Source organism: Sinorhizobium sp. 6-70 (assembly GCF_030124375.1).
GTDB lineage: Bacteria > Pseudomonadota > Alphaproteobacteria > Rhizobiales > Rhizobiaceae > Sinorhizobium.
In genome coordinates this window covers 19,946-42,572 of record NZ_JASKLS010000007.1, presented here as the reverse complement: position 1 = coordinate 42,572, position 22,627 = coordinate 19,946, and the positions used below count along the sequence as shown (strand labels likewise).

Annotated in this window: 23 protein-coding genes, 1 tRNA gene and 1 riboswitch; of the genes, 17 read left to right on the top strand and 7 right to left on the bottom strand. The window is 61.6% G+C overall.

Annotated elements, in window-relative coordinates; translation table 11 throughout:
- Nucleotides 1-57: 57 nt before the first annotated feature.
- From QN222_RS15365 to tesB, 3 genes are all read right to left on the bottom strand, one after another.
- The gene (locus tag QN222_RS15365) at nt 58-1,485 is read right to left on the bottom strand and encodes an ammonium transporter (RefSeq protein WP_283964238.1); all 1,428 of its coding nucleotides are present in this window, start codon (nt 1,483-1,485) and stop codon (nt 58-60) included.
- Nucleotides 1,486-1,513: 28 nt separating this feature from the next.
- A complete protein-coding gene (locus tag QN222_RS15360) occupies nt 1,514-1,864 on the bottom strand; it encodes a P-II family nitrogen regulator (RefSeq protein WP_283964239.1) in 351 nt (116 codons plus the stop codon).
- A gap of 226 nt (nt 1,865-2,090) precedes the next feature.
- Nucleotides 2,091-2,975, bottom strand: coding sequence for an acyl-CoA thioesterase II (gene tesB, locus QN222_RS15355; RefSeq protein WP_283964240.1), 885 nt, complete (start codon nt 2,973-2,975; stop codon nt 2,091-2,093).
- Between the two features lie 114 nt (nt 2,976-3,089).
- Here tesB and QN222_RS15350 point away from each other — a divergent pair, with 114 nt between their 5' ends.
- The gene (locus QN222_RS15350; protein ID WP_283964241.1) at nt 3,090-4,304 is read left to right on the top strand and encodes a ubiquinone biosynthesis hydroxylase; all 1,215 of its coding nucleotides are present in this window, start codon (nt 3,090-3,092) and stop codon (nt 4,302-4,304) included.
- 180 nt (nt 4,305-4,484) lie between these two features.
- Here the strand turns inward: QN222_RS15350 and QN222_RS15345 are convergent, their stop codons facing one another.
- The gene (locus QN222_RS15345) at nt 4,485-4,691 is read right to left on the bottom strand and encodes a DUF1737 domain-containing protein (protein WP_180939397.1); all 207 of its coding nucleotides are present in this window, start codon (nt 4,689-4,691) and stop codon (nt 4,485-4,487) included.
- Complete coding sequence (locus tag QN222_RS15340; RefSeq protein WP_283964242.1) at nt 4,688-5,590, bottom strand: CoA ester lyase; 903 nt, start codon at nt 5,588-5,590, stop codon at nt 4,688-4,690. Before QN222_RS15340 ends, QN222_RS15345 begins: the two co-directional genes overlap by 4 nt.
- 111 nt (nt 5,591-5,701) lie before the next feature.
- Between QN222_RS15340 and QN222_RS15335 the strand changes: the two genes are divergently transcribed.
- The 7 genes from QN222_RS15335 (at nt 5,702) to QN222_RS15305 (ending at nt 11,531) form a co-directional block, all read left to right on the top strand.
- Nucleotides 5,702-5,947 carry a hypothetical protein gene (locus QN222_RS15335; RefSeq protein WP_283964243.1) on the top strand — a complete coding sequence of 82 codons (246 nt, stop codon included), beginning with the start codon at nt 5,702-5,704 and terminating at the stop codon, nt 5,945-5,947.
- A 145-nt stretch (nt 5,948-6,092) separates the two neighbouring features.
- On the top strand, nt 6,093-6,698 hold the full coding sequence (gene leuD / locus QN222_RS15330) for a 3-isopropylmalate dehydratase small subunit (protein WP_283964244.1): 606 nt from the start codon (nt 6,093-6,095) through the stop codon (nt 6,696-6,698).
- A gap of 12 nt (nt 6,699-6,710) precedes the next feature.
- Nucleotides 6,711-7,091 (top strand): RidA family protein, encoded by a 381-nt coding sequence (locus QN222_RS15325; RefSeq protein WP_283964245.1) that lies wholly within the window; start codon nt 6,711-6,713, stop codon nt 7,089-7,091.
- Nucleotides 7,092-7,136: 45 nt separating this feature from the next.
- Nucleotides 7,137-7,976, top strand: a complete 840-nt coding sequence (locus tag QN222_RS15320; RefSeq protein WP_283964246.1) for a MoxR family ATPase — start codon at nt 7,137-7,139, stop codon at nt 7,974-7,976.
- A gap of 44 nt (nt 7,977-8,020) precedes the next feature.
- A riboswitch (SAM riboswitch) is annotated at nt 8,021-8,098 on the top strand.
- A gap of 61 nt (nt 8,099-8,159) precedes the next feature.
- A complete protein-coding gene (gene metA / locus QN222_RS15315; protein WP_283964247.1) occupies nt 8,160-9,086 on the top strand; it encodes a homoserine O-succinyltransferase in 927 nt (308 codons plus the stop codon).
- A 6-nt stretch (nt 9,087-9,092) separates the two neighbouring features.
- Complete coding sequence (locus tag QN222_RS15310) at nt 9,093-10,277, top strand: VWA domain-containing protein (RefSeq protein WP_283964248.1); 1,185 nt, start codon at nt 9,093-9,095, stop codon at nt 10,275-10,277.
- Between the two features lie 237 nt (nt 10,278-10,514).
- Nucleotides 10,515-11,531 (top strand): aldose epimerase family protein, encoded by a 1,017-nt coding sequence (locus tag QN222_RS15305; RefSeq protein ID WP_284005493.1) that lies wholly within the window; start codon nt 10,515-10,517, stop codon nt 11,529-11,531.
- Nucleotides 11,532-11,637: 106 nt separating this feature from the next.
- Here the strand turns inward: QN222_RS15305 and QN222_RS15300 are convergent.
- Nucleotides 11,638-11,712: transfer RNA gene (locus tag QN222_RS15300), tRNA-Gly, on the bottom strand.
- Nucleotides 11,713-12,041: 329 nt separating this feature from the next.
- On the opposite strand from QN222_RS15300, the gene QN222_RS15295 reads away from it, so the two are divergent.
- From QN222_RS15295 to QN222_RS15280, 4 genes are all read left to right on the top strand, one after another.
- Entirely contained in the window at nt 12,042-12,551 is a 510-nt protein-coding gene (locus tag QN222_RS15295) for a prolyl-tRNA synthetase associated domain-containing protein (protein WP_283964053.1), read from the top strand.
- A 58-nt stretch (nt 12,552-12,609) separates the two neighbouring features.
- Entirely contained in the window at nt 12,610-13,587 is a 978-nt protein-coding gene (trxA, locus tag QN222_RS15290; protein WP_283964054.1) for a thioredoxin, read from the top strand.
- Nucleotides 13,588-13,911: 324 nt separating this feature from the next.
- Entirely contained in the window at nt 13,912-14,592 is a 681-nt protein-coding gene (locus QN222_RS15285) for an LON peptidase substrate-binding domain-containing protein (protein ID WP_283964055.1), read from the top strand.
- A gap of 10 nt (nt 14,593-14,602) precedes the next feature.
- Nucleotides 14,603-14,791, top strand: coding sequence for a Trm112 family protein (locus QN222_RS15280; RefSeq protein ID WP_283964056.1), 189 nt, complete (start codon nt 14,603-14,605; stop codon nt 14,789-14,791).
- Nucleotides 14,792-14,845: 54 nt separating this feature from the next.
- Here the strand turns inward: QN222_RS15280 and QN222_RS15275 are convergent, their stop codons facing one another.
- Nucleotides 14,846-15,280 carry a metallopeptidase family protein gene (locus QN222_RS15275; RefSeq protein ID WP_153436743.1) on the bottom strand — a complete coding sequence of 145 codons (435 nt, stop codon included), beginning with the start codon at nt 15,278-15,280 and terminating at the stop codon, nt 14,846-14,848.
- Nucleotides 15,281-15,446: 166 nt separating this feature from the next.
- Between QN222_RS15275 and QN222_RS15270 the strand changes: the two genes are divergently transcribed.
- The 5 genes from QN222_RS15270 (at nt 15,447) to bfr (ending at nt 22,235) form a co-directional block, all read left to right on the top strand.
- Nucleotides 15,447-16,394, top strand: a complete 948-nt coding sequence (locus tag QN222_RS15270; RefSeq protein WP_283964057.1) for a hypothetical protein — start codon at nt 15,447-15,449, stop codon at nt 16,392-16,394.
- The gene (locus QN222_RS15265) at nt 16,345-17,850 is read left to right on the top strand and encodes a DUF6504 family protein (protein ID WP_283964077.1); all 1,506 of its coding nucleotides are present in this window, start codon (nt 16,345-16,347) and stop codon (nt 17,848-17,850) included. Before QN222_RS15270 ends, QN222_RS15265 begins: the two co-directional genes overlap by 50 nt.
- A complete protein-coding gene (locus tag QN222_RS15260; protein ID WP_283964058.1) occupies nt 17,847-21,197 on the top strand; it encodes an error-prone DNA polymerase in 3,351 nt (1,116 codons plus the stop codon). The genes QN222_RS15265 and QN222_RS15260 overlap by 4 nt, the downstream gene beginning before the upstream one ends.
- 275 nt (nt 21,198-21,472) lie before the next feature.
- Nucleotides 21,473-21,784, top strand: coding sequence for a (2Fe-2S)-binding protein (locus QN222_RS15255; RefSeq protein WP_283964078.1), 312 nt, complete (start codon nt 21,473-21,475; stop codon nt 21,782-21,784).
- Nucleotides 21,750-22,235 carry a bacterioferritin gene (gene bfr, locus QN222_RS15250; RefSeq protein WP_283964059.1) on the top strand — a complete coding sequence of 162 codons (486 nt, stop codon included), beginning with the start codon at nt 21,750-21,752 and terminating at the stop codon, nt 22,233-22,235. The genes QN222_RS15255 and bfr overlap by 35 nt, the downstream gene beginning before the upstream one ends.
- Nucleotides 22,236-22,627 lie beyond the last annotated feature (392 nt).

Below are 22,627 nucleotides of genomic sequence, written 5' to 3'. Positions count from 1 at the left end.
CCAGACGGACCGCGACGGGACTTTAGGCGGCGCCGCGTTTCCCGACGCCGCGATTGCTTAGCTTGCGTGGTAGGCGGCTTCGCCGTGCGAGGAGAGGTCGAGACCCTCACGCTCCGCTTCGACCGAGACGCGCAGACCGACGATCGCGTCGACCACCTTGTAGAGGATGGCCGAACCGATGCCGGACCAGAGGACGGTGACGAGCACGCCCTTGAGCTGCGCCCAGACCTGCGTTGCCGTGCCGGCATAGCCAGCGGCGAAGTCGGCAGTCGAATAGTCGACGATGCCTGCGCCGCCGAGCGCCGGGTTGACGAGGACGCCGGTTGCGATCGCGCCGAGGATGCCGCCGACGCCGTGGATGCCGAACACGTCGAGGCTGTCGTCATAGTTGAACTTGTTCTTCACCACGTCGACGAAGAAGTAGCAGACCGGCGAGACGACGAGGCCGAGCACAATCGCGCCCATCGGGCCGGCGAAACCGGCAGCCGGCGTGACGGCGACGAGGCCGGCAACGGCACCCGATGCGCCACCCAGCATGGAGGCCTTGCCGCGGACGAGCGTTTCAACAACGGCCCAGGAGATGATTGCGGCCGCCGTTGCGAGGAAGGTGTTGATCATGGCAAGCGCCGCATAGGCGTTGGCTTCCAGGTTGGAGCCGGCGTTGAAGCCGAACCAGCCGACCCACAGCAGCGAGGCGCCGACCATGGTGAGCGTCATCGAATGTGGCGCCATGATCTCCTTCCTGTAGCCCGTGCGCTTGCCAAGAAGGATTGCGCCGACGAGGCCCGCGATGCCGGCATTGATGTGGACAACGGTGCCGCCGGCAAAGTCGATGGCGCCGAAGGAGAAGATCAGGCCGGTCGGGGCCGTATAGGCGCTCGGACCACCCCAGAACCAGACCATGTGGGCGATCGGGAAGTAGACGAAGGTGACCCAGAGGACGACGAACAGAATGACGGCCGAGAAGCGGATGCGCTCAGCGAAAGCGCCGACGATCAGCGCCGGCGTGATGCAGGCGAATGTCATCTGGAACACCACGAAGACGTATTCGGGAATGAACACGCCCTTCGAGAAGCTTTCCGCGAGCGTCGTCGTGTCGACGCCGGCAAGGAAGATCTTCGAGAAGCCGCCGACGAAGGAGTTGAGCGAGCCGCCATCGGTGAAGGCCAGCGAATAGCCGTAGGTCACCCAGATGATCATGACGACGGCGGTGATCATCAGGACCTGCATCAGCACCGAGAGCATGTTCTTGGCGCGCACGAGTCCGCCGTAGAAGAGCGCCAGGCCCGGAACGGTCATCAGCAGCACGAGAATGGTCGACAGCAGCATCCAGGTGGTGTCGCCCTTGTCCGGAACAGGGGTTGCCGCAACGGCCTCAGCGGCGGCAGGGGCCGCCTCCTGGGCGAAGGCGACGACCGGCGCAAGCAGGGCGGCAGCGGTTGCGCCCAGGCGTCCGAGAGGAGTGGAAAGTTTGAACGATGACATGTGAGAAATGCTCCCTGAACGGCGTGGTTTACAACGCTTCTGAATCGGTTTCGCCGGTGCGGATGCGCATGGCGTGGTCGATCGCATAGACAAAGATTTTGCCGTCGCCGATCTGGCCGGTCTTGGCGGCAGAGGCGATCGCGTCGACGGCCTTGTCGACGATCTCCGACGGCACGGCGATTTCCACCTTGAGCTTCGGCAGGAAGCTCACGGCGTATTCGGTGCCGCGGTAAATTTCGGTGTGCCCCTTCTGGCGGCCGTAGCCTTTCACTTCGGTTACGGTCAGCCCCTGGATGCCAACTTGAGTGAGGGCTTCACGAACCTCATCGAGCTTGAACGGCTTGATAATGGCCATCACAATTTTCATCTGGTTTCCCATCCTTTTCCGCCTCCGCCGGAGGCCGTCTCTCCTTGCTGCTTAAGCGCGTGAAGCGCCGGGCAACCGAAAAGACACATTCAAGGGGCGTGCCAGATTCGATGGAATGGCTTAAGTCTTTGAAAGAAACCAAAAAAAATACATTCCGTGGAGATTGTTCCACGGAATGCTAAAAAATCACCAGAACTTCAGCCTAAAAAATGTGCAGAAAATAAAAGTTGCCCAATTGTTATTCAGTTGCCTTTTTGCGGATCAATCCTTCCTGCGCCACGGAGGCAATCAGCACCCCTGAGCGGTCGAACAGGCTGCCGCGGGTCATGCCGCGGGCACCATGCGCACTCGGGCTGTCCTGGGTGTAAAGCAGCCAGCCGTCCATCTTCGAGGGGCGGTGGAACCACATGGCGTGATCGAGGCTGGCGACCTGCAGGTTGCGGTCGAAGACCGAGGTGCCGTGGGCGTAGAGGGAGGTATCGAGCAGGGTCATGTCCGAGAGATAAGCGAGCACGGCTGCCTGCAGATGGCGCTCGTCCGGCACTGTGCCGACGACCTTCACCCACACATCCTGCGTCGGCTGCAGCTTGTCGCGCGAGAAATAGTGCTCAAGCGCGACCGGGCGGATCTCGATCGGGCGCGGACGTTCCCAGTACCTGCGGATTGCCTCGGGCGCATGGACGAGGAACTTTTCCTTGAGTTCCTGCTCACCGGGCAATGTTTCGGGCATCGCCACCTTCGGCATCTCGAACTGATGCTCGAAACCGTCCTCGTCATATTGGAAGGAAGCCGACATGGAGAAGATGGCCTTGCCGTGCTGGATTGCCACGACCCGCCGGGTGGCAAAGCTCGAACCGTCGCGGATACGATCGACCTCGTAGATGATCGGCACCGACGGATCGCCCGGCCGCATGAAATAGGCGTGCAGCGAGTGCACATAGCGGCCCTCGTCGACGGTGCGCTGCGCCGCCACCAGCGCCTGGCCGATCACCTGTCCGCCGAAGACCCGTTGCCAGCCGACCTGGGGGCTCAAGCCGCGAAACAGGTTCTCCTCCAGCTTTTCGAGGTCGAGTATCGCAAGGAGCGCATCCATGGGCGTGGCGGTTTCGGCGGGGCGCGACATTTCGGCAGTCTCCGGTGTAGGAACAGCGATGGCATTGATCTATATAGCCATGGGACAATGCTCAAGTGGAATGGGGCTCAAGCAGGATGGGCTCGAGTGCGACGGGAGAAGCGGATGATCGATGTGTTGATTGCCGGAGGCGGCTATGTCGGTCTGTCGCTTGCCGTGTCGCTGAAAAAGGCGGCGCCCCATCTCGACATCACGGTCGTCGACGGCGCGCCGGAAGGCGCCTGGAAGAAGGATGAACGGGCGTCCGCCGTCGCCTCGGCCGCCGAGCGGATGCTGGAGGTTCTCGGTGTCTGGGATGCGATTGCGCCCGAGGCCGAACCGATCCTCAGGATGGTGATTACCGATTCGAAGGCGGCCGACCCCGTGCGCCCGGTCTTTCTCACCTTCGAGGGCGACGGCGGCGAGGGGCGTCCTTTCGCCCACATGGTGCCGAACACGGCGATGGTCGGTGCACTGCGCGCCGCCTGCAAGGACCTTGGCGTTTCCATCCGGCAGTCGACGATGGTCGAGCGCTTCGCGAGCGGCGAGCATGCGGTGGCGATCACGCTTGCCGACGGCGAAATGATGGAGGCGCGGCTCCTGGTCGCCTGTGATGGCGTTCGCTCCAGGCTGCGCGAGGCGGCCGGCATCAAGGTGGTCGAGTTCGATTACGGCCAGTCGGGCATTGTCACGACGGTCGAGCACGAGCGCCCGCACGAGGGCACGGCCGAGGAGCATTTCCTGCCCGCTGGGCCGTTTGCGACGCTGCCGCTCAAGAACAACCGTTCCTCACTCGTCTGGACCGAAAGCACCTTCGATGCCGAACGCCTCGTCAAGGGCGACGATTTCCTCTTCGAGGAAGAGCTCGAGCGCCGTTTCGGCCACAAGCTCGGCCACCTCAAGGTTGTCGGCGGCCGCAGGGCCTTCCCGCTCGGGCTGACGCTTGCCCGGGAGTTCGTAGCACCCCGCTTCGCGCTTGCGGGCGATGCCGCTCACGGCATTCACCCGATCTCGGGCCAGGGGCTCAATCTCGGCTTCAAGGACGTGGCGGCGCTCGCCGAAACGATCGTCGAGGCGGACCGCCTCGGCCTCGACATAGGCTCGCTCGCGGTCCTCGAGCGTTACCAGACCTGGCGGCGTTTCGACACCTTCCGGATGGGGGTGACGACGGATGTCCTGAACCGGCTGTTTTCCAACGACATCACGCCGATCAGGATCGCCCGCGACGTCGGCCTCGGCATCGTCGATCGCATTCCGTCACTCAAGAACTTCTTCATCCGCCAGGCGGCCGGGGTGGCCGGGGAAGGCGACCCGCGTCTGCTTGCGGGCCAGCCGATCTGAAGGTGTGAAAGAGCTTTTCGCCTGCAGCGCCCCTTATCCGCCTGCTGGCACCTTCTCCGCGCAAGCGGGCGAAGGAGCCTCGCGGCACCTGCCTGCGGCGATCACGGGAGGAGGGCAAGCGGCAAGCTCCCGTCCCCTCGCCCCGCCTGCGGGGAGAGGGGCAAACCCAATCGCTCGACCCTATTGCTCCGACAGCTTCATGTCCGGGTGATAGTCCTTGCCTGCCACCTCTTTCACCACCGCCTGACCGCACTGCATGTGCTGGGTATCGGCATTGAAGGCATAGGTCGGCGGGCCATGCAGCATCCATCCCTTGTTCAAAGCCGCCGTCACCTTGTGACAGAAGGAGGCGTCGTCGGGACCGGTGAGGAAGCGGTAGAGTTTCAAGGTCTTGCCTTTCGTCTTTCGATCATGTCCGCCTTGGCGGCCAGTTTAAGGGCTTGGTCGAGATGCAGCCGCTCGATCATGCGGCCATGGAGATTGATCACGCCCTTGCCGGCGTTTTCCGGAAGGTCGAAGGCCGCGATGATCGCGCGTGCCTCCTCGACCGCCGCCTGCTCGACACCGAAACACTCGTTTGCCGGACCGATCTGCGCCGGGTGAATGAGCATCTTGCCGTCATAGCCCATGTCGCGCCCCTGGCGGCATTCGGCCTCAAAACCCTCCGCGTCGCGGAAGTCGTTGAAGACGGCATCGATGACATCGAGCCCGCTGCCGCGCGCGGCGAGCAGGACCTGCATCAGCCAGGGCACCAGATAGGCGCGGCCGGGAGTGCCAAGAACGCCCGTCTCCTTCCTGAGATCGTTCAGGCCGATGACGAAGCAATCGAGCCTGCCGCCGAAGGTACGGCCGGTCTCGGCGGTTGCAGCGACATTGATGAGGCCGCGCGGTGTCTCGATCATCGCCCAGAGCCTGATGTTTTCAGGCGCATCGTTTTCAGCCAGCCAATCGACAGCCGCCTGTATGTCTGCAGGGCTCTCGACCTTCGGCAAAAGGATGGCGTCGGGACTGGCGGCGAGTGCGGCGGTGAGATCCATCTGACCGAAGCCGGATCCCAGCGCATTGACGCGAATGATCACTTCACAGTCGGGCCTGTTCTTTGAAAGATGCCGGACAAGCGCTTCGCGCGCGTCGCCCTTGTGTTCGGGAGCGACGGCATCCTCCAGGTCGAAGATCACGGCGTCGGCGGCAAGCTGCCGCACCTTCGCCAGGGCACGGGCATTATCGGCCGGAACGCTAAGCACGGAGCGGCGCAGGCGAGCGGGATGATGGTCGATCACAGTCATGGAACCGTTGTGCCCGCCTTTCGGTTCTTAGGCAAGACGAGCGATTGAGGGTCTCCCTCTTGCAAGAGGCGTATTGAGCTCCCACATCGCATCTTAGAAAGGTTGACGATCATGCAAAGCATTCGCTCTGTTCTCCTGACGGTCGCCGCCATCGCCATCACGCTGGTAGCACTCGTCTTCACCGCCTCGCTTGCCGTGGCTCTGGCCGGCATCGCCGCCGTTGTTGCGGTCGGCAGCGCCATCGCCGCAAGGCTCAATGGCAAGCCCGCACATGCCCACGCCCGGGTGAACCCGAGCGGAGAAAGACGCGAAATGCGGATCTGGAACGACGGACGCGGTACGATCATCGATCTGTGACATGCAGCAATTCAAAGTGCCGCAGCGGCCTTTGGGCGTCCGATAAGACGCGCGGCGCTGCAGATGCGCAGATTTCCCTTCATTTCGGCGCGAAACTGATCTAAACGCTCTTCCAACGTTTCCGCTGCAATCGAAGGCCAAAGTCATGGAAAAGTTCGTCAAGCTCACCGGCGTCGCTGCACCCTTGCCCGTCGTCAACATCGACACGGACATGATCATTCCGAAGGACTACCTGAAGACGATCAAGCGCACCGGCCTTGGCAAGGGACTTTTCGCCGAAGCCCGCTATAACGAGGACGGCACGCCGAACCCTGACTTCGTGCTCAACAAGCCGGCCTACCAGAACGCCAAGATCCTCGTTGCCGGCGACAATTTCGGCTGCGGGTCCTCGCGCGAGCATGCGCCTTGGGCGCTCCTCGATTTCGGCATCCGCTGCGTCATTTCGACCTCGTTCGCCGACATCTTCTACAACAACTGTTTCAAGAACGGCATCCTGCCGATCGTCGTCAGCCAGGCCGACCTCGACAAGCTGATGGATGACGCCAACCGGGGTTCGAACGCCGTGCTTTCGATCGATCTGGAAGCACAGGAAATCACCGGCCCCGACGGCGGTTCGGTCAAATTCGAGGTCGACGCCTTCAAGCGCCATTGCCTCTTGAACGGCCTCGACGACATCGGCCTGACGCTAGAGAAGGCAAGCGCCATCGACAGCTTCGAGCAGAAAAACGCCGCATCGCGCCCCTGGGCCTGAGTGCCGGCGCCCATGACGCGCAAGCTCATCTCTTCCGGTTCCCCTTTCGAAAAGACGGCAGGCTATTCGCGTGCCGTCGTCAAGGGGGACTGGTGCTTCGTCTCCGGCACGACCGGTTACGACTACGCCACCATGATCATGCCGGAGACGGTAGAGGAACAGGCGCGCAATTCCCTGAAGACGATCGAGGGCGCCTTGCGGCAGGCCGGGTTCTCGCTTTCGGATGTCGTGCGCAACCATTACTACGTCACCGACGCCAGCTTTGCCGACCGGGTCTTTCCGATCTTCGGCGAAATGTTCGGCGAGATCCGCCCGGCGGCGACGATGATCGTCTGCGATCTCATCCGCCCGGAAATGCTGATCGAGATCGAGGTTACGGCATTTCGCGGGTGAAGCCTGTCCTCTCCAACTCGGCGTAGAGAGATCGAAGAGAAGCCCATGCAGTTCGAAGGTACGGCCGACTATATCGCCGACAAGGACCTGATGATCGCCGTCAACGCGGCAATCCGGCTGGAGCGTCCGCTTCTGGTCAAGGGCGAGCCCGGCACCGGCAAGACCGAGCTTGCACGCGAGATCGCTGCCGCCCTCGGTCTCGACCTCATCGAGTGGAACGTCAAGTCGACGACCAAGGCACAGCAGGGTCTTTACGAATACGACGCCGTCTCGCGGCTGCGCGACAGCCAGCTTGGCGATCTCCGCGTCAATGATGTGAAGAACTACATTCGCAAGGGCAAGCTCTGGCAGGCTTTCGAGGCGCCGCGGAAAATCGTGCTGCTGATCGACGAGATCGACAAGGCGGACATCGAGTTCCCGAACGACCTCCTGCAGGAACTCGACCGGATGGAATTCCACGTCTACGAGACCGGCGAAACCATCCACGCCCGGCACCGGCCGATCGTCATCATCACCTCCAACAACGAGAAGGAACTGCCGGACGCCTTTTTGCGTCGCTGCTTCTTCCATTATATCCGCTTTCCCGATGCCGAGACGCTCGCCCGCATCGTCGAGGTGCACTATCCGGGCATCCGCAAGACGCTGCTTTCGGCAGCACTCACCGCCTTCTACGGCATCCGCGAGGTGCCGGGCCTGAAGAAGAAACCCTCGACCTCCGAGGCGCTCGACTGGATCCGGCTGCTCGTCGCCGACGAGATCGATCCGGCGGATCTGCGCGCCGACCCGAAATCGATGCTGCCGAAGCTGCACGGGGCGCTCTTGAAGAACGAGCAGGACGTCCACCTCTTCGAGCGCCTCGCGTTCATGGCGCGCCGCGACGGCTGAGGCCAGATCGTTTTTCGTTGACCGCGCGGCCCGCGGCGCGCTATCAAATGGACCGTGGTGATTTGGCCGGCCGGCTTGCAGCCACGTTAAAGAAATCGCTAAAGGGCCGAGGAAAAATGGATTTCCAAGGACCGGTCGCGATCATCTCGCCGCCGGTTTTTTTGTATTGATCGAGTGGACCCGATGCCCATCAAGATACCCGATACGCTGCCCGCCTTCGAAACCCTCGTGCATGAGGGTGTGCGGGTGATGACCGAGACCGTGGCGATCCGTCAGGACATCCGCCCGCTTCAGATCGGGCTCCTGAACCTCATGCCGAACAAGATCAAGACCGAGATCCAGATGGCGCGGCTGATCGGCGCCTCCCCGCTGCAGGTCGAACTGTCGCTCGTGAGGGTTGGCGCGCACCGGGCGAAGAACACCCCCGAGGATCACCTGCTCGCCTTCTATGAGACCTGGGAAGAAGTGAAGGGCCGCAAGTTCGACGGTTTCATCATCACCGGCGCCCCGGTCGAGACGCTCGAATACGAGGACGTCACCTATTGGGAAGAGCTGAAGCGCATCTTCGACTGGACGGCGACGAACGTGCATTCGACGCTGAACGTCTGCTGGGGCGCGATGGCGGCGATCTACCATTTCCACGGCGTTCCGAAATACCCGCTCAAGGAAAAGGCGTTCGGCGTCTACCGCCACCAGAACCTGAGACCGTCCTCGGTCTATCTGAACGGCTTTTCCGACGATTTTGCCGTCCCGGTTTCACGCTGGACCGAGGTGCGCCGCGCCGACATCGACCGCGTGCCGGAGCTCGAAGTCCTGATGGAATCGAAGGAAATGGGCATCTGCCTCGTGCATGAAAAGAAAGGCAACCGGCTCTACATGTTCAACCACGTGGAGTATGATTCGACCTCCCTGTCGGACGAATATTTCCGCGACGTGGACGCCGGCGTGCCGATCAAGCTGCCGCACGACTATTTCCCGCACAATGACGCGGACCTGCCGCCGCAGAACCGCTGGCGCAGCCATGCGCATCTCTTCTTCGGCAACTGGATCAACGAGATGTACCAGACGACGCCCTACGACCTCGAAAAGATCGGCACGGGAGACCATTGAGCCTCGATGTTCATCCCCTTCTTCCTCGAACTGAAGGCCGCGAAGGTCCCGGTGACGCTCCGGGAATTCCTGTCGCTGATCGAGGGAATGGAGACGGGGATCGCGACCTTCGACGTCGAGGCGTTCTATTTCCTCGCCCGTGCGGCACTGGTGAAGGACGAGCGCCACATCGACCGGTTCGACGGGGTGTTCCGGCAATGTTTTGCCGGGCTGGAGGCGGTCTCTCCATCGGAGGCCTTTGGTGAAGCAGTCATTCCCGAGGAATGGCTGAGGAAACTTGCCGAGAAATACCTGACTGAAGAGGAGAAAAAGCTCGTCGAGGCGCTCGGCGGCTTCGACAAGCTGATGGAAACGCTGCGCCAGCGGCTTGCCGAGCAGACCGGCCGCCACCAGGGCGGCTCGAAATGGATCGGCACCGCCGGCACCTCGCCCTTCGGCGCCTATGGCTACAATCCGGAAGGGGTGAGGATCGGCCAGGAGGGCTCGCGTCACCGGCGCGCGGCCAAGGTCTGGGACCGGCGCGAATTCAGGGACTATGACGACACCGTCGAGCTCGGCACGCGCAATATCAAGGTGGCGCTGAAGCGGCTCAGGCGCTGGGTGCGTGAGGGCGCTGCCGAGGAGCTCGACCTTTCCGGCACGATCCGCTCCACCGCTGAGCATGGCTATCTCGACGTGGTGACGCGGCCGGAGCGGCGCAATGCGGTCAAGCTCCTGATGTTCTTCGACGTCGGCGGATCGATGGACGACCATGTCCGCGTCGTGGAAGAACTCTTTTCGGCCGTGCGCAGCGAATTCCGGCACATGGATTATTTCTACTTCCACAATTGCGTCTATGAGGGCCTGTGGAAGGACAATCGCCGCCGGCGCGCCGATGTCACCCGCACGGCGGAACTCGTGCGCACCTTCGGCGGCGACTACCGCGCGATCTTCGTCGGCGACGCCTCGATGAGCCCCTATGAGATCAGCCATCCGGGCGGTTCGGTCGAACACTGGAACGACGAGGCGGGCGCGCTTTGGCTGCAGCGGATCACGGCGCATTTCCCGCGCTCGATCTGGCTGAACCCGGTTCCCGAGGAGCATTGGCGCCATACTCAGTCGATTGCCATGGTTCGCGCACTCTTTGGCGGCCGGATGTTTCCGCTGACGCTCGCCGGCCTGCAGGCTGCGACGAAGGAACTGTCGCGGTGAATTGACGCCCACGCCTCGTTTTTCCGCGGCGGTACTGCCCTCACTCTAACCCCGCCTGCGAGCAAAAAGCGGACTTGGACGGCGGAGCATATCCGCTCTCCCGGCAAGCGGGGAGAAGGCCGCGACAGCGGATGAGGGGCAGCCCGGACGTGCGCAGAGGAAAAGTATGACTTTCTAGTTGCCGTGCCGCCGGAAATGCCGCAGGTTGACGCCGACTCGCAGAGGGAAGGGGACTAGATGAGCACGGACATGGAAATCTTCGGTCGCCTGCCTTCCGGTGAGCCGGTCCATCGCGTTACGCTTAGCGGCGGCGGGCTGACAGCCAAGGTGTTGACCTGGGGTTCGGTCATCCAGGACCTGCGGCTCGAAGGGCACCAGCCGTCCCTGGTTTTGGGTTTCGAGGATTTCGACAGCTATCCTGCGCATTCGTCCTATTTCGGCGCTACCCCCGGCCGTAACGCCAACCGTATCGGCGGCGGACGCTTCACGCTCGACGGCAAGAGCTATCAGCTCGAGCTCAACGAAAGGGGTGTGACCCATCTTCATGGCGGCAGCGGCAACATCGCCAAACGCAACTGGACGATCGTCGACGTCGCAGCGGACCGTGTGACGCTGAGGATCACCGATCCCGACGGGCGGGCCGGCTATCCCGGCAACTGCACGGTCACCTGCACCTACACGCTGAAGCCCGGCGGCGTGCTGAACGTCGTTTATGAATCGGAAACCGATGCGCCGACGCTCGCCAATGTCTGCCAGCACAGCTACTTCAATCTCGACGGCAGCGACGACGTGTTCGGCCACGATATCATGATCGCCGCCGACCACTATCTGCCGACTGACGAGCGGCAGGTCCCGACCGGTGAAATCCGTACCGTTGCCGGCACGGCCTTCGATTTGAGGGAAATGACCTCGCTGCGGCGGCAGACGGAAGGCGAGAAGATCGCCTACGACCACAATTTCTGCCTCTCGCCGGAGCGGATGGACAAGCATTCCGTGGCGCTGCTCCGCAGCATCAATTCCGGGATTTCGCTGGAAGTGCTGACGACCGAGCCCGGGATCCAGCTCTATACCGGCTTCAAGCTCGATGTGCCGGTGCCGGGACTGGAAGGCCGCCACTACGGCCCCTTCGCCGGCTTCTGCCTCGAAACGCAAATTTGGCCCGACGCCATCAACCACGAAGGTTTTCCGAAAGCGGTGCTCAGGCCAGGCGAGATGCTGCGCCAGGAGACGGACTACGTGTTTATGAAGAGCTGAGGGGAGTGACCGAAACGGCGAGAACCAAACGGCCCGCCGGCTGCCAGATCAGATGGTTCCAGCGACAAAAGCCAAGAACAACAATGAAATGAAGTGATTGGGAAACTGGAGCGGGTGAGGCGATTCGAACGCCCGACCCCAACCTTGGCAAGGTTGTGCTCTACCCCTGAGCTACACCCGCTCATCATCCGCGGTCCGGGGGTAGTCGGTGGACCGTGGGTGTCGCCCCGTCTTGCGGCGACGGGCGCTATATGGCCTAAGCCTTTTTCAAATGCAACAGGGAAATGACGCGAATGCGAAGAATTTTTTCGGGACTATCCAAAAAGCCCGGAAATGCCGGTGTTTTCGACTGATGTATGTCGGCCGGGAGTGTGCAGCGGGATACGGATGCGAGCGGTTTCTGTCCGCATGCCGCTCCAGCCCATCGGAATCGCCGCGCCTGAGATTGCGGAGCGCGGCTGTTCTCCGTAAAGCAGGGCGGAAATCGCCACGGCAGGAAGGATTTTGAGCATGAGCGAGGCTGAGCCGAAGACCGCGGAGGACCTGTTCCGTTTTCTCGACGACCTTGGGATCGAACACACGACGAAGCGCCATGCGCCTGTCTTCACGGTCGCCGAATCGGTGGCGCTGCGCGACGAAATTCCCGGTGGACATACAAAGAACCTGTTCGTGAAGGATAAGAAGGACAATTATTTCCTGCTGACCGTCGAAGAGCACGCGACGGTGGATCTGAAGACCGTCCATCAGATCATCGACGCGGCGAGCAAGGTTTCCTTCGGCAAGCCGGAAAAGCTGATGGAATATCTGGGCGTCATTCCCGGCGCGGTGACCGCCTTCGGCGCGATCAACGACACGGGCGGCAATGTGAAGTTCATTCTCGACGAAGCGTTGATGGAATTCGAGACGATCAACTGCCATCCGCTTTCGAACGACCAGACGACCTCAATCGCGTCGAAGGACATGCTGCGTTTCATGGAAGCGACAGGGCACGAGCCGCTTGTCTTGAAAGTGACGACCTGACATACGATCTTTGGCGCGGATGCATGAAGTCGGACGGCAAGTCCGCGAGGAGAGAAGAATGAGCGGTAGCGACAATCCCTATGCAGGTTCTTTCGGCAACCAGATGACGGCTTCGGCTTCGTTCGGCGGCCAGCCGGCGCCGAAAGCCGCAGCCGCAGGCGATCTGATCAAGGAGACGACCACCGCCACCTTCTCCCGCGACGTGCTGGAGGCCTCACGCGAGCAGCCGGTTCTCGTCGATTTCTGGGCGCCCTGGTGCGGACCCTGCAAGCAATTGACCCCGGTGATCGAAAAGGTCGTGACGGAAGCCGCCGGCCGGGTGAAGCTCGTCAAGATGAACATCGATGACCATCCCTCGATCGCCGGACAACTCGGCATCCAGTCGATCCCCGCCGTCATCGCCTTCGTCGGCGGGCGTCCGGTCGACGGCTTCATGGGCGCCGTTCCCGAAAGCCAGATCAAACAGTTCATCGACCGGATCGCGGGGCCCGCCGTGAGCGATGGCAAGGCCGAGATCGAAGCCGCACTGACCGATGCCAAGGCATTGCTCGATGCCGGTGAGGCGGAAAACGCCGCCGGCCTCTACGGCGCCGTCCTGCAGGCCGAGCCGGACAATGCGACCGCCGTCGCCGGCATGGTCGACTGCATGATTGCGCTCGGACAGATTGCCGAGGCGCGCCAGGCGCTATCGGAATTGCCGGAGGAGCTTTTGAAGGACGCGGCCATCGGCGCCGTCTCGAAGAAACTCGACCAGATCGAAGAGGCGCGCAAACTCGGCGATCCGACGGCCCTCGAGCATCAGCTGGCGCTCAATCCGGATGACCACGCGGCGCGGCTGAAGCTTGCCAAGATCCGCAATGTCGAAGGCGACCGGAACGCGGCGGCCGAACACCTGCTGTTGATCATGAAGCGCGATCGCAGCTTCGAGGACGACGGCGCCCGGCGCGAGCTCCTGGGCTTCTTTGAAGTCTGGGGACCGAAGGATCCGGCGACGGTCGCCGCGCGGCGCAAGCTTTCATCGATTCTTTTCTCGTAAAGCGCGTCGGAGCGACTGCATGTCTCCTTAAATCCAGCTCGATTTAAGGACAAAGGCATGCAGCAATTCAAAGTGCTGCAGCGTCCCTTGCGCGTCCGATAAGGTGTGCGGCGCTGTAGGCGACGCGCTTTAAGTCGTTGCTTGCATGCATGTCGTTGTCCCGAAACCGCTGCACACTTTCGGGCGACATGCATTAAGCGGCAAGACGGCAGCAGGATCCGCGTCTTTTTCCCTTGAGATTTTCGAGGGACGCACCATTTCTTGATCGGGGGGTCGTGCCTGGCGATGAGGTGCGGCAAGCCGGTATCTGCAAGGTCTATCAGAATGCATGTCGGAAATGCGCGCTACCTCGGTCCTCAGGACGTGCCGGAGATTCTTCCGGTATTTCCGCTGACGGGCGCGCTCCTGCTTCCAGGCGCGCAGCTCCCGCTCAATATCTTCGAACCGCGCTATCTTGCGATGTTCGATGACGCGCTTGCCGGAAACCGGCTGATTGGCATCGTCCAGCCCTCCTTCTCCGAGGGGCGCAACGACATCGACTCGGCGCCCGTGCCGGCGCTTTGCCAGGTCGGCTGCATCGGCCGCATCACCTCCTTTGCCGAGACCGGCGACGGACGCTACATCACCTCGCTCACGGGCGTCTGCCGCTATCGGCTCTTCGCCGAGGTGGCCGGCTGTCGCGGTTACCGCCGCTTCCGCATCGGCCCCTTCGCAACCGATCTCGACAGTCCGGATGACGAGAACCTCGTCGACCGGGAGGCACTCCTGGCGGCTTTCCGGGCCTATCTCGACGCCAACAAGCTGGAGGCGGATTGGGAAAGCGTGGAGCGGGCGAGCAACCGCACGCTCGTCAATTCAATGGCGATGATGTCGCCCTATGGCCCGGCGGAAAAGCAGGCGCTTTTGGAGGCGCCCGACCTGAAGACCCGCGCCGAAACGCTGATCGCGATCACCGAGATCGTGCTTGCCCGCAATTTCGGCGACCTCGACAACATCCTGCAGTAACGGCAAAGCGATGGATATCAACGCCAGCAAGGTCGCTCCGAAGCTCCTCGAATTGCTCGTCTGCCCGCTGACGAAGGGGCGGTTGAGCTACGATGCCGAAGCGCAGGAGCTGGTTTCCGAAAAGGCCCGTCTTGCCTATCCAATCCGCGACGGCGTTCCGATCATGCTCGTGTCGGAGGCGCGCAAGATCGAAGACTGAGGCTTGCGTTGAAGGTTGGTGAAGGACGGAAAGCCGGTTACAGACTTTCTCGGATTAGCCGCCCACGTGTTCGACGCTTGCCTCGATCCGCTCCATGTCGTCGTCGGAAAGGCCGAAATGGTGACCGATCTCGTGGATCAGCACATGGGTGATGATGTCGCCCAGCGTTTCCTCGTTTTCCGCCCAGTAGTCGAGGATCGGGCGGCGATAGAGCGTAATCCGGTTCGGGAATTGGCCGGTTTCCATAGTGAAGCGTTCGCCGATGCCGCGGCCTTCGAACAGGCCAAGCAGGTCGAAAGGCGTTTCAAGCGCCATGTCTTCGAAGACGTCGTCGCTCGGAAAATCGGCGACTTCGATCATGAGATCGGTCGTTAGCTTGCGGAATTCCTCCGGCAGATGGCTGTAGGCTTCAAGCGCAAGCAGTTCGAATGTACTGAGCGTCGGTGCGTGGCGTTCCCGCCAATCATCGGTCTGGTCAATGCGGGCCATGGGCACTCCTTGTTGCCCTCATATAACGATTTCTCCTTTGTTTTTCGAGTGTTGAATTCTGCACAGACCGAGTGAGGAATAAATTCTCAAACTTGGTTGTTGACTCTTGCGGCAGGCTCTGGAATCCATAAGAACATAACATGAACATCTGGTGGAGCCGACCGTCATGGCCGAGAAAGCCGTGCAGCGGGAAACCGTTCTTTCCCTCCGCGAAACCATAGCACAGATTGAAAATCGCCGGCTGCCCGGGATCGTGCGTGCAGCCAAGGCGGCCGATCCTGCCGGTTTCCGGCGCAAAAGGGAGGAGGCGTCCTGCAACAAGATCCTGCCCCTTGGCGTCCCGCCGCTCGATGACGTGCTCGAGGGCGGGCTGCCGCTCGAGGGTATGACGGAAATCCGCAATGCCGAAACGCGCGATGCGGGTGCAGCCGCCGGTTTCGTGACGGCACTTGCGGTGCTCTGTCAGCGGAGGAAGAAGGAGAAGGGTCATCTGGCGCCGGTCCTGTGGATCAGCCAGGCCCTTGCCTCTCGCGAGGCCGGGCTTCCCTATGCGCCTGGCCTCAAATCCTATGGGCTCGACATCGAGCGCTTCCTGTTCGTTTCAATACGCACGGTCAAGGATGCGCTCTGGGTTGCCGAAACGGCTCTTTCGGTACCGGTCTTCGCGACCGTCGTTCTGGAAATCCGCGGCAATCCCGACTGTCTCGCCTTGAGCGAGAGCAGGCGCCTGCATGTAAGGGCCCGGGCGGGCGGAGTGCCTCTTCTTCTCTTCCGGCAGGCAGGCGAGGAGGAGGCGAGCAGTGCCTTTTTCCGGCTTCAGATCAAACCGGCATCTGCCGGCGAGCGACCTCTCCCCGATGGCTCGATGCTTTGCGGCAGCATCAGTCATCCAGCCTTTCACGTCCTTGTCGAAAAAAGCAGGGCTTACGCCTCTGCCGATATCTTTCTGGAATGGAATGCCCATGACCGCCGCTTCTACACCATCGAGCAGTCCGTCGCTCCTCAGGCAGACGGACAACCAGCGAATTCTGTCGATCCATTTTCCGCATCTGTCGGCCGATCGATTGGCGCGGATCCGCTGGGGCGCTTCCTGGCTTACGCAAGGGCGTCCTGATCATCCGCCTATCGTGTTCGCTGCCAAGATCGACAATGCCATGCGGCTCGTCGCGCTTGACACGCTTGCCGAACGGATAGGCCTGAAGCGGGGCCAAGGGGCGGCGGAGGCCCGCGCCATGTGTCCGACGCTCGATGTGGTCATCGACGATCCGGCGGCGGACCGGGCCTTTCTGGAGGGGCTTGCCGACTGGTGCGATCGCTATACGCCGCTGGTCGCGCTCGACGGAAAGGATGGCCTGTTCCTCGACATCACCGGCTGCGCCCATCTTCACGGCGGCGAGAAGGCGCTGGTCGACGACGTGCTTTCGCGCCTCTTCCTGCTCGGCGTCGAGGCGCGGGCGGTGATCTCCTCCTCTGCGGGCCTCTCCTGGGCGGTTGCCCGCTACGGCAGTGCCGCCGTCATCGCGCCCGAGGATGCCGAACGGGTTCTCGCACCCTTGCCGGTCGCCGCCCTGCGCCTGCCGGCGGAAACCGTCGCCCTGCTCGAACGGGTCGGGCTGAAGGAGATTGGTGATGTTCTTCAAGCACCGCGCGCGCCTCTGGCCCGCCGCTTCGGTCCTTCTCTTCTCCTGCGGCTCGATCAGGCGAGGGGCCATGTAGACGAGCCTCTCTCGCCCCGTCTTCCCGTTCCAAGCTTTTCTGCCGAACGCCGCCTTGCCGAGCCGCTCCAGGACGAAGAGCACATTCTTGAACTGGCGCGGCATCTTTCCGGTGATGTCCGCCTCTCGCTGGAGCGGCATGGCGAAGGCGGGCGTCTGTTCGAACTTCTCCTCATTCGCGTCGATGGCCGGGTGTTTCGCATTCAGGCACATGCGGCCGTTCCCTTGAACGACGCCGATCGGATCGCGGCTCTCTTTCGCGAGCGGTTGCAGGCGGTTCATGATGACCTCGATGCCGGATATGGTTTCGAGATCCTCCGGCTATCCGTCCTCAGAAGCGAAAGGCTCGATCCTGCCCAGGAGGATTTTTCCGGCGTTCCCGATGAAAGCCAGCCGCTGGCCGCCTTCGCCGACAAGCTATGCGCCCGCTTCGGGCCGGATTGCCTGATGCTTGCGACCCTTGCCGAAAGCCATCTGCCGGAACGCGCCGGCGGATTTGCTCCTTTGGAAGATGTCGCGGCGCTCATCGGATCCCGTCCAGGCGATGAAAAAGTCTTCCCCAAGAATCGCCCGCTTCGGATTTTCACGCATCCTGAACTTGTCGAAGCGACGGCCGAAGTACCCGATGGCGCGCCGCGCAGCTTCAACTGGCGCAAGACCCAGTATCGCGTCGCCCGCGCCGAAGGACCGGAGCGCATCGCCGCCGAATGGTGGATCGATGGGGAGGGGCATCCGACCCGCGACTACTTCCGGGTCGAGGATCAGGAAGGCCGCCGTTTCTGGCTGTTCCGCGAGGGCCTTTACGGACGGGAGACATCCTCGCCCCGCTGGTTCATGCATGGAGTTTTCGCATGAGCGCGGATCCTGCCTTCTACGAGCTTGGCGCGCGCACGAATTTCTCCTTTCTGGAAGGAGCGGCGCCCGCCGAGGAAATGATCGTCTTTGCCAAGAAGGTCGGGCTTGCCGGCCTCGGCATCGCCGATCGCAACAGCGTCGCGGGCGTCGTCCGGGCCCATGCCAAGGCAAAAGTGGAGGGATATCCTTTCCGGCCGGGCGCGCGTCTGGTTTTTGCCGACGGCACGCCGGATATCCTCGCCTATCCAAGAAACAGGAGGGGGTGGGGGCATCTGTGTCGCCTGCTCAGCGCCGGAAACCTGCGCTCGAAGAAAGGAGACTGCACGCTTTATCTCGCGGATCTTTTCGAGTGGCAGGAGGATCTTCTCCTTATCGTCATGCAGGGCGAGGGGCGACCGGACGCAGGCCTTCTTGGAAATATCCTGGAAAAGCTGCAGCATGCGGGCAACAGGCTCTATCTCGGAATGACGCCGCGTTACGACGGCTTCGACCGGCATGATTTCGCCGTTCTTGCCGCTCTCGCCCGGAAGGCCGGCGTGCGGCTTCTGGCCACCAATGACGCGCTTTACCATGATCCGCAATACAGGCCGCTCGCGGATGTCGTCACCGCCATTCGGGAACATGTCACGGTCGCCAGCGCCGGCTTCCTTCTCCAGAAGAATGCCGAAAGGCACCTGAAAGGCCCGAAGGAAATGGCGCGGCTTTTCAGCGATTACCCCGAGGCGATCGTCAATGCACGCAAGGTCTTCAAGCGTCTCGCCTTCAATCTCGATGAACTCAGCCACCAGTATCCGAATGAAAACGCCGAAGGCGAAACGCCGGCCGAAACCTTGAAGCGGCTTGTCGCCGAAGGCGCGGCCGAACGCTATCCTGCCGGTGTGCCGGAAAAGGTGGAGCGGCAGATCGAATATGAGCTCGAACTCATCAACGACAAGAAATACGAGCCCTATTTCCTGACCGTGCATAAGCTGGTGAAGTTTGCCCGCAGTGAGAAAATCCTTTGCCAGGGCCGTGGGTCTGCGGCCAATTCCTCGGTCTGTTTCTGCCTCGGCATCACCGATGTCGATCCGCAGAAGTTCACCCTGCTTTTCGACCGGTTCCTGTCGCGCGACCGTGACGAGCCGCCAGATATCGATGTCGATTTCGAGCACGAGCGGCGCGAGGAGGTCATCCAGCACATCTACAGAACCTACGGCAGGGAGCATGCCGGGCTGACGGCTGCGGTGATCAGCTATCGCTCGCGCTCGGCCGGGCGCGAGGTCGCCAAGGCCTTCGGCCTTTCGGAAGATGTCCAGTCGGCGCTCGTGAGCCCGATCTGGGGCTGGAGCTCTTCGGCCTTCACCGAGGACCAGGCAAAGGCTGCGGGTCTCGATGCTTCGGACCCGCTCACCCGCCGTGTTCTTGGCTATGCCAGCTTGCTCTTGAACTTTCCGCGACACCTGTCGCAGCATGTCGGCGGCTTCGTGATCACCCGCGACCGGCTCGACGAGGTGGTGCCGATCATGAACACCGCCATGCCCGACCGTTACATGATCGAATGGGACAAGGACGACCTCGACCATCTGAAGATCCTGAAGGTCGATGTGCTGGCGCTCGGCATGCTGAGCTGCCTCGCCAAGGCCTTCAAGCTTCTGGAGGCGCATTACGGCGAGCCGAAGAAGCTCGCGGAAATCTATCAGGATCATCAGCCGGCCGTTTACGACATGATTTGCCGCGCCGACACGATCGGCGTTTTCCAGATCGAAAGCCGGGCGCAGATGAGCATGCTGCCGCGCCTGCAGCCGCGCGAAATGTACGATCTGGTGATCGAGGTCGCGATCGTCCGCCCGGGGCCGATCCAGGGCAACATGGTGCACCCCTATTTGAAGCGACGCGAGGCGCAGCGAAGAGGTGAAAACGTTTTTGATTTTCCGAAACCGGAGTTGAGGCCGGTCCTTGCCCGGACGCTCGGCGTGCCGCTGTTCCAGGAGCAGGCGATGCAGATCGCGATCACCGCCGCCGGTTTTTCGCCCAGTGAAGCCGATCAGCTCCGCCGCGCCATGGCGACCTTCAAGCGGACCGGCACGATCCATACCTTCGAGCGAAAGATGATCGAGGGCATGGTCAAGAACGGCTACGACAGGGAGTTTGCCGAGCGTTGCTTCAACCAGATCAAGGGTTTCGGCGAATACGGCTTCCCCGAGAGTCATGCGGCCTCCTTCGCATCCCTCGTCTATGCCTCGTCCTGGTTCAAGGCCTATTATCCGGATGTCTTCTGCGCGGCGATCCTGAACTCGCAGCCGATGGGCTTCTATGCGCCGGCGCAGCTTGTGCGCGACGCCCGCGAACATGGGGTCAAGGTGCTGCCTGTCGACATCAATTTTTCGAGCTGGGACGCCCTGCTCGAAGGCGAGGGCATGTTCAAAAAGGCAGCGATCAGTCCTCGACATGCCGAGATGACAGGCGTAATCCGGACTGAGAAGGCTGTCCGGCTGGGCTTCCGGCTGGTCAAGGGGTTGAGACAAACCGATATGGATGCGCTTGTTGCGCGTCGGGGCAAGGGATATCGCTCCGTCCATGATCTCTGGATGCGTTCGGGGCTTACCCGGTCCGTTCTGGAACGCCTTGCGGATGCCGATGCCTTCCGATCCATCGGCCTCGATCGGCGTGCGGCCCTCTGGGCGGTGAAGGCGCTGGACGAGGCGTCGGCAGTCGAGCGCCTGCCGCTTTTCGATGGCGCGGGTTCCACGGATCTGAGAGCCGAGCCGGCGGTCACGTTGCCTCACATGCTCCCCGGAGAACATGTCATCAACGACTATCGCTACCTGACGCTTTCGCTGAAGGCCCACCCTGTTTCCTTCATGCGGGAGGATTTCTCGCGAATGGGCATTTTGACCAGTCGCGATCTGGCGGCGACCGCCGCGGGAAGAAGGGTCACCGTCGCCGGGCTTGTGCTCGTTCGCCAGCGCCCGGGGTCGGCCAAGGGCGTTATCTTCATGACGATCGAGGACGAGACCGGCGTCGCCAACATCATCGTCTGGGAAAAGATGTTCAAGAAATACCGGGCGCAGGTCATGGGCGCGCGGCTTGTGAAAGTCCGTGGCCGCTTGCAGAGCGAAAGCGGCGTCATCCATGTGGTCGCCGAGCATATCGAGGACATAACGCCCATGCTCGGCCTCTTGCGCAACGAAGCACGGCGTTTCGCCGTCAACGACCGTGCGGACGAGGCTTTGCGGCCAACGGCCGACGCCGGTGAAAAGAAGGCGCTCAAGCAATTGCGGCTGGCCCTGCCCGCCCGTGCAGGCCAGCACCGGGATGGGGCAACCGAGGCGGCCGATGTCATGCCGAAAGGACGCAACTTCCACTGAGGTCCGGTGGGATCTCGCCGTTGGCTAGATTTGCGACGCTTCACTCGCGCCTGTGTAAAAATGTCGCAGGCGATCCAGCCAAAATTGCAAGCTCTGGAAGAAAAAACGTCTCCTTAGAATCGGCTAATGTAATGAAAATGCGATGGTTTTCGTCAAGTTTAGAACGGCTCTAATACACCCCTCAACTTTACGGGGAGGAGTTTTTTCTTGACGGCAAATATCCTCTTTTGCTTTATGCGAGAAATCAGGGCGTTGCGTTTGATAGGCGAGACGAGATGCTGGTTTGCAGCTGCAATTTCATCACCGAAAAAGAGATCGAAGACACGATCATCAGCCTGCTTGACCAAGATTGTTGGCAGTTGATCGTGCCGGCGAAGGTCTATCACGCGATGGAAAAACGCGGCCGTTGCTGCGGCTGCTTCCCGAATGTCGTCGACATCATCATCCGTACCACCGAGCAATATCACGCCCGTCGCGACTCGACGGAAGCCGAGATATTTGATTTCATGATCCGCCTAAAACAATTCCACGAGGAAAACCGGAGGGCGGATCTTGAAAGGCGACAAAAAGGTCATCGAGCAGCTTAACGAAGCGCTCTATCTCGAACTCGGCGCCGTCAACCAGTACTGGCTGCATTACCGCCTCCTCGAAGACTGGGGCTACACGCTTCTGGCAAAGAAGGAGCGTGTCGAATCCATTGAGGAAATGCACCACGCCGACAAGCTCATCGCACGCATCATCTTCCTCGAAGGCCATCCCAACCTGCAGACGGTCGCGCCGCTGCGGATCGGGCAGAACGTCAAGGAAGTGCTCAAGGCCGACCTTGCCGGTGAATACGATGCTCGCACGGCCTACAAGAAATCCCGCGACATCTGTCATGACGCCGGAGACTATGTCTCCATGAAGCTCTTCGAGGAACTGCTCGCAGACGAAGAGGGCCATATCGACTTCCTCGAGACGCAGATCGATCTTCTCGAGAAGATCGGCGAGCAGAAGTACGGTCAGCTCAACGCTGCCTCGGCCGACGAAGCCGAATAGCGCAGCCCACTGCATGTTTCTTCAAACCGTAACCGGTTTAAGGACAAAAACATGCAGCAATTCAAAATGCTACAGCGTCCTTTGTGCGTCTGAAAAGACGCACGGCGCCGTAGTGGATCGCCCGCGCCGCGCAGCCAAACGCGGCGCTTTTTTTCGCTCGTCAATCAAATATCGGGCGACCTGGCCCGGGGCGAGGGGACGCCGGCGGTGCGGCAGTTCGAAGTGCTACGGCGTTCTGTGCGCGCCTGATGACACGGGCGACGCTGCAGGTGACGTGAGCCGCGGGCGGCGCGGCATCGTCCTTCCTCAGCTTGCAGGAGAACGTGGCGGCAGGGGGCAGATGCGGGCGGAGAACCTTTTAAAGCGCGTCGCGTTCAAACGGCCTCATGCGA

What these genes read in the sequence shown, in the direction of transcription:
- QN222_RS15270 (WP_283964057.1), top strand. Translation starts at nt 15,447, where the DNA reads ATGGCCGAGAAAGCCGTGCAGCGGGAAACCGTTCTTTCCCTCCGCGAA.
- trxA (WP_283964054.1), top strand. Translation starts at nt 12,610, where the DNA reads ATGAGCGGTAGCGACAATCCCTATGCAGGTTCTTTCGGCAACCAGATG.
- tesB (WP_283964240.1), bottom strand. Translation starts at nt 2,975, where the DNA reads ATGTCGCGCCCCGCCGAAACCGCCACGCCCATGGATGCGCTCCTTGCG.
- QN222_RS15285 (WP_283964055.1), top strand. Translation starts at nt 13,912, where the DNA reads ATGCATGTCGGAAATGCGCGCTACCTCGGTCCTCAGGACGTGCCGGAG.
- QN222_RS15320 (WP_283964246.1), top strand. Translation starts at nt 7,137, where the DNA reads ATGCAGTTCGAAGGTACGGCCGACTATATCGCCGACAAGGACCTGATG.
- QN222_RS15280 (WP_283964056.1), top strand. Translation starts at nt 14,603, where the DNA reads ATGGATATCAACGCCAGCAAGGTCGCTCCGAAGCTCCTCGAATTGCTC.
- QN222_RS15310 (WP_283964248.1), top strand. Translation starts at nt 9,093, where the DNA reads ATGTTCATCCCCTTCTTCCTCGAACTGAAGGCCGCGAAGGTCCCGGTG.
- QN222_RS15360 (WP_283964239.1), bottom strand. Translation starts at nt 1,864, where the DNA reads ATGGGAAACCAGATGAAAATTGTGATGGCCATTATCAAGCCGTTCAAG.
- QN222_RS15335 (WP_283964243.1), top strand. Translation starts at nt 5,702, where the DNA reads ATGCAAAGCATTCGCTCTGTTCTCCTGACGGTCGCCGCCATCGCCATC.
- leuD (WP_283964244.1), top strand. Translation starts at nt 6,093, where the DNA reads ATGGAAAAGTTCGTCAAGCTCACCGGCGTCGCTGCACCCTTGCCCGTC.
- metA (WP_283964247.1), top strand. Translation starts at nt 8,160, where the DNA reads ATGCCCATCAAGATACCCGATACGCTGCCCGCCTTCGAAACCCTCGTG.
- QN222_RS15295 (WP_283964053.1), top strand. Translation starts at nt 12,042, where the DNA reads ATGAGCGAGGCTGAGCCGAAGACCGCGGAGGACCTGTTCCGTTTTCTC.
- QN222_RS15275 (WP_153436743.1), bottom strand. Translation starts at nt 15,280, where the DNA reads ATGGCCCGCATTGACCAGACCGATGATTGGCGGGAACGCCACGCACCG.
- QN222_RS15350 (WP_283964241.1), top strand. Translation starts at nt 3,090, where the DNA reads ATGATCGATGTGTTGATTGCCGGAGGCGGCTATGTCGGTCTGTCGCTT.
- QN222_RS15340 (WP_283964242.1), bottom strand. Translation starts at nt 5,590, where the DNA reads ATGACTGTGATCGACCATCATCCCGCTCGCCTGCGCCGCTCCGTGCTT.
- QN222_RS15255 (WP_283964078.1), top strand. Translation starts at nt 21,473, where the DNA reads ATGCTGGTTTGCAGCTGCAATTTCATCACCGAAAAAGAGATCGAAGAC.
- QN222_RS15260 (WP_283964058.1), top strand. Translation starts at nt 17,847, where the DNA reads ATGAGCGCGGATCCTGCCTTCTACGAGCTTGGCGCGCGCACGAATTTC.
- QN222_RS15305 (WP_284005493.1), top strand. Translation starts at nt 10,515, where the DNA reads ATGAGCACGGACATGGAAATCTTCGGTCGCCTGCCTTCCGGTGAGCCG.
- QN222_RS15365 (WP_283964238.1), bottom strand. Translation starts at nt 1,485, where the DNA reads ATGTCATCGTTCAAACTTTCCACTCCTCTCGGACGCCTGGGCGCAACC.
- QN222_RS15325 (WP_283964245.1), top strand. Translation starts at nt 6,711, where the DNA reads ATGACGCGCAAGCTCATCTCTTCCGGTTCCCCTTTCGAAAAGACGGCA.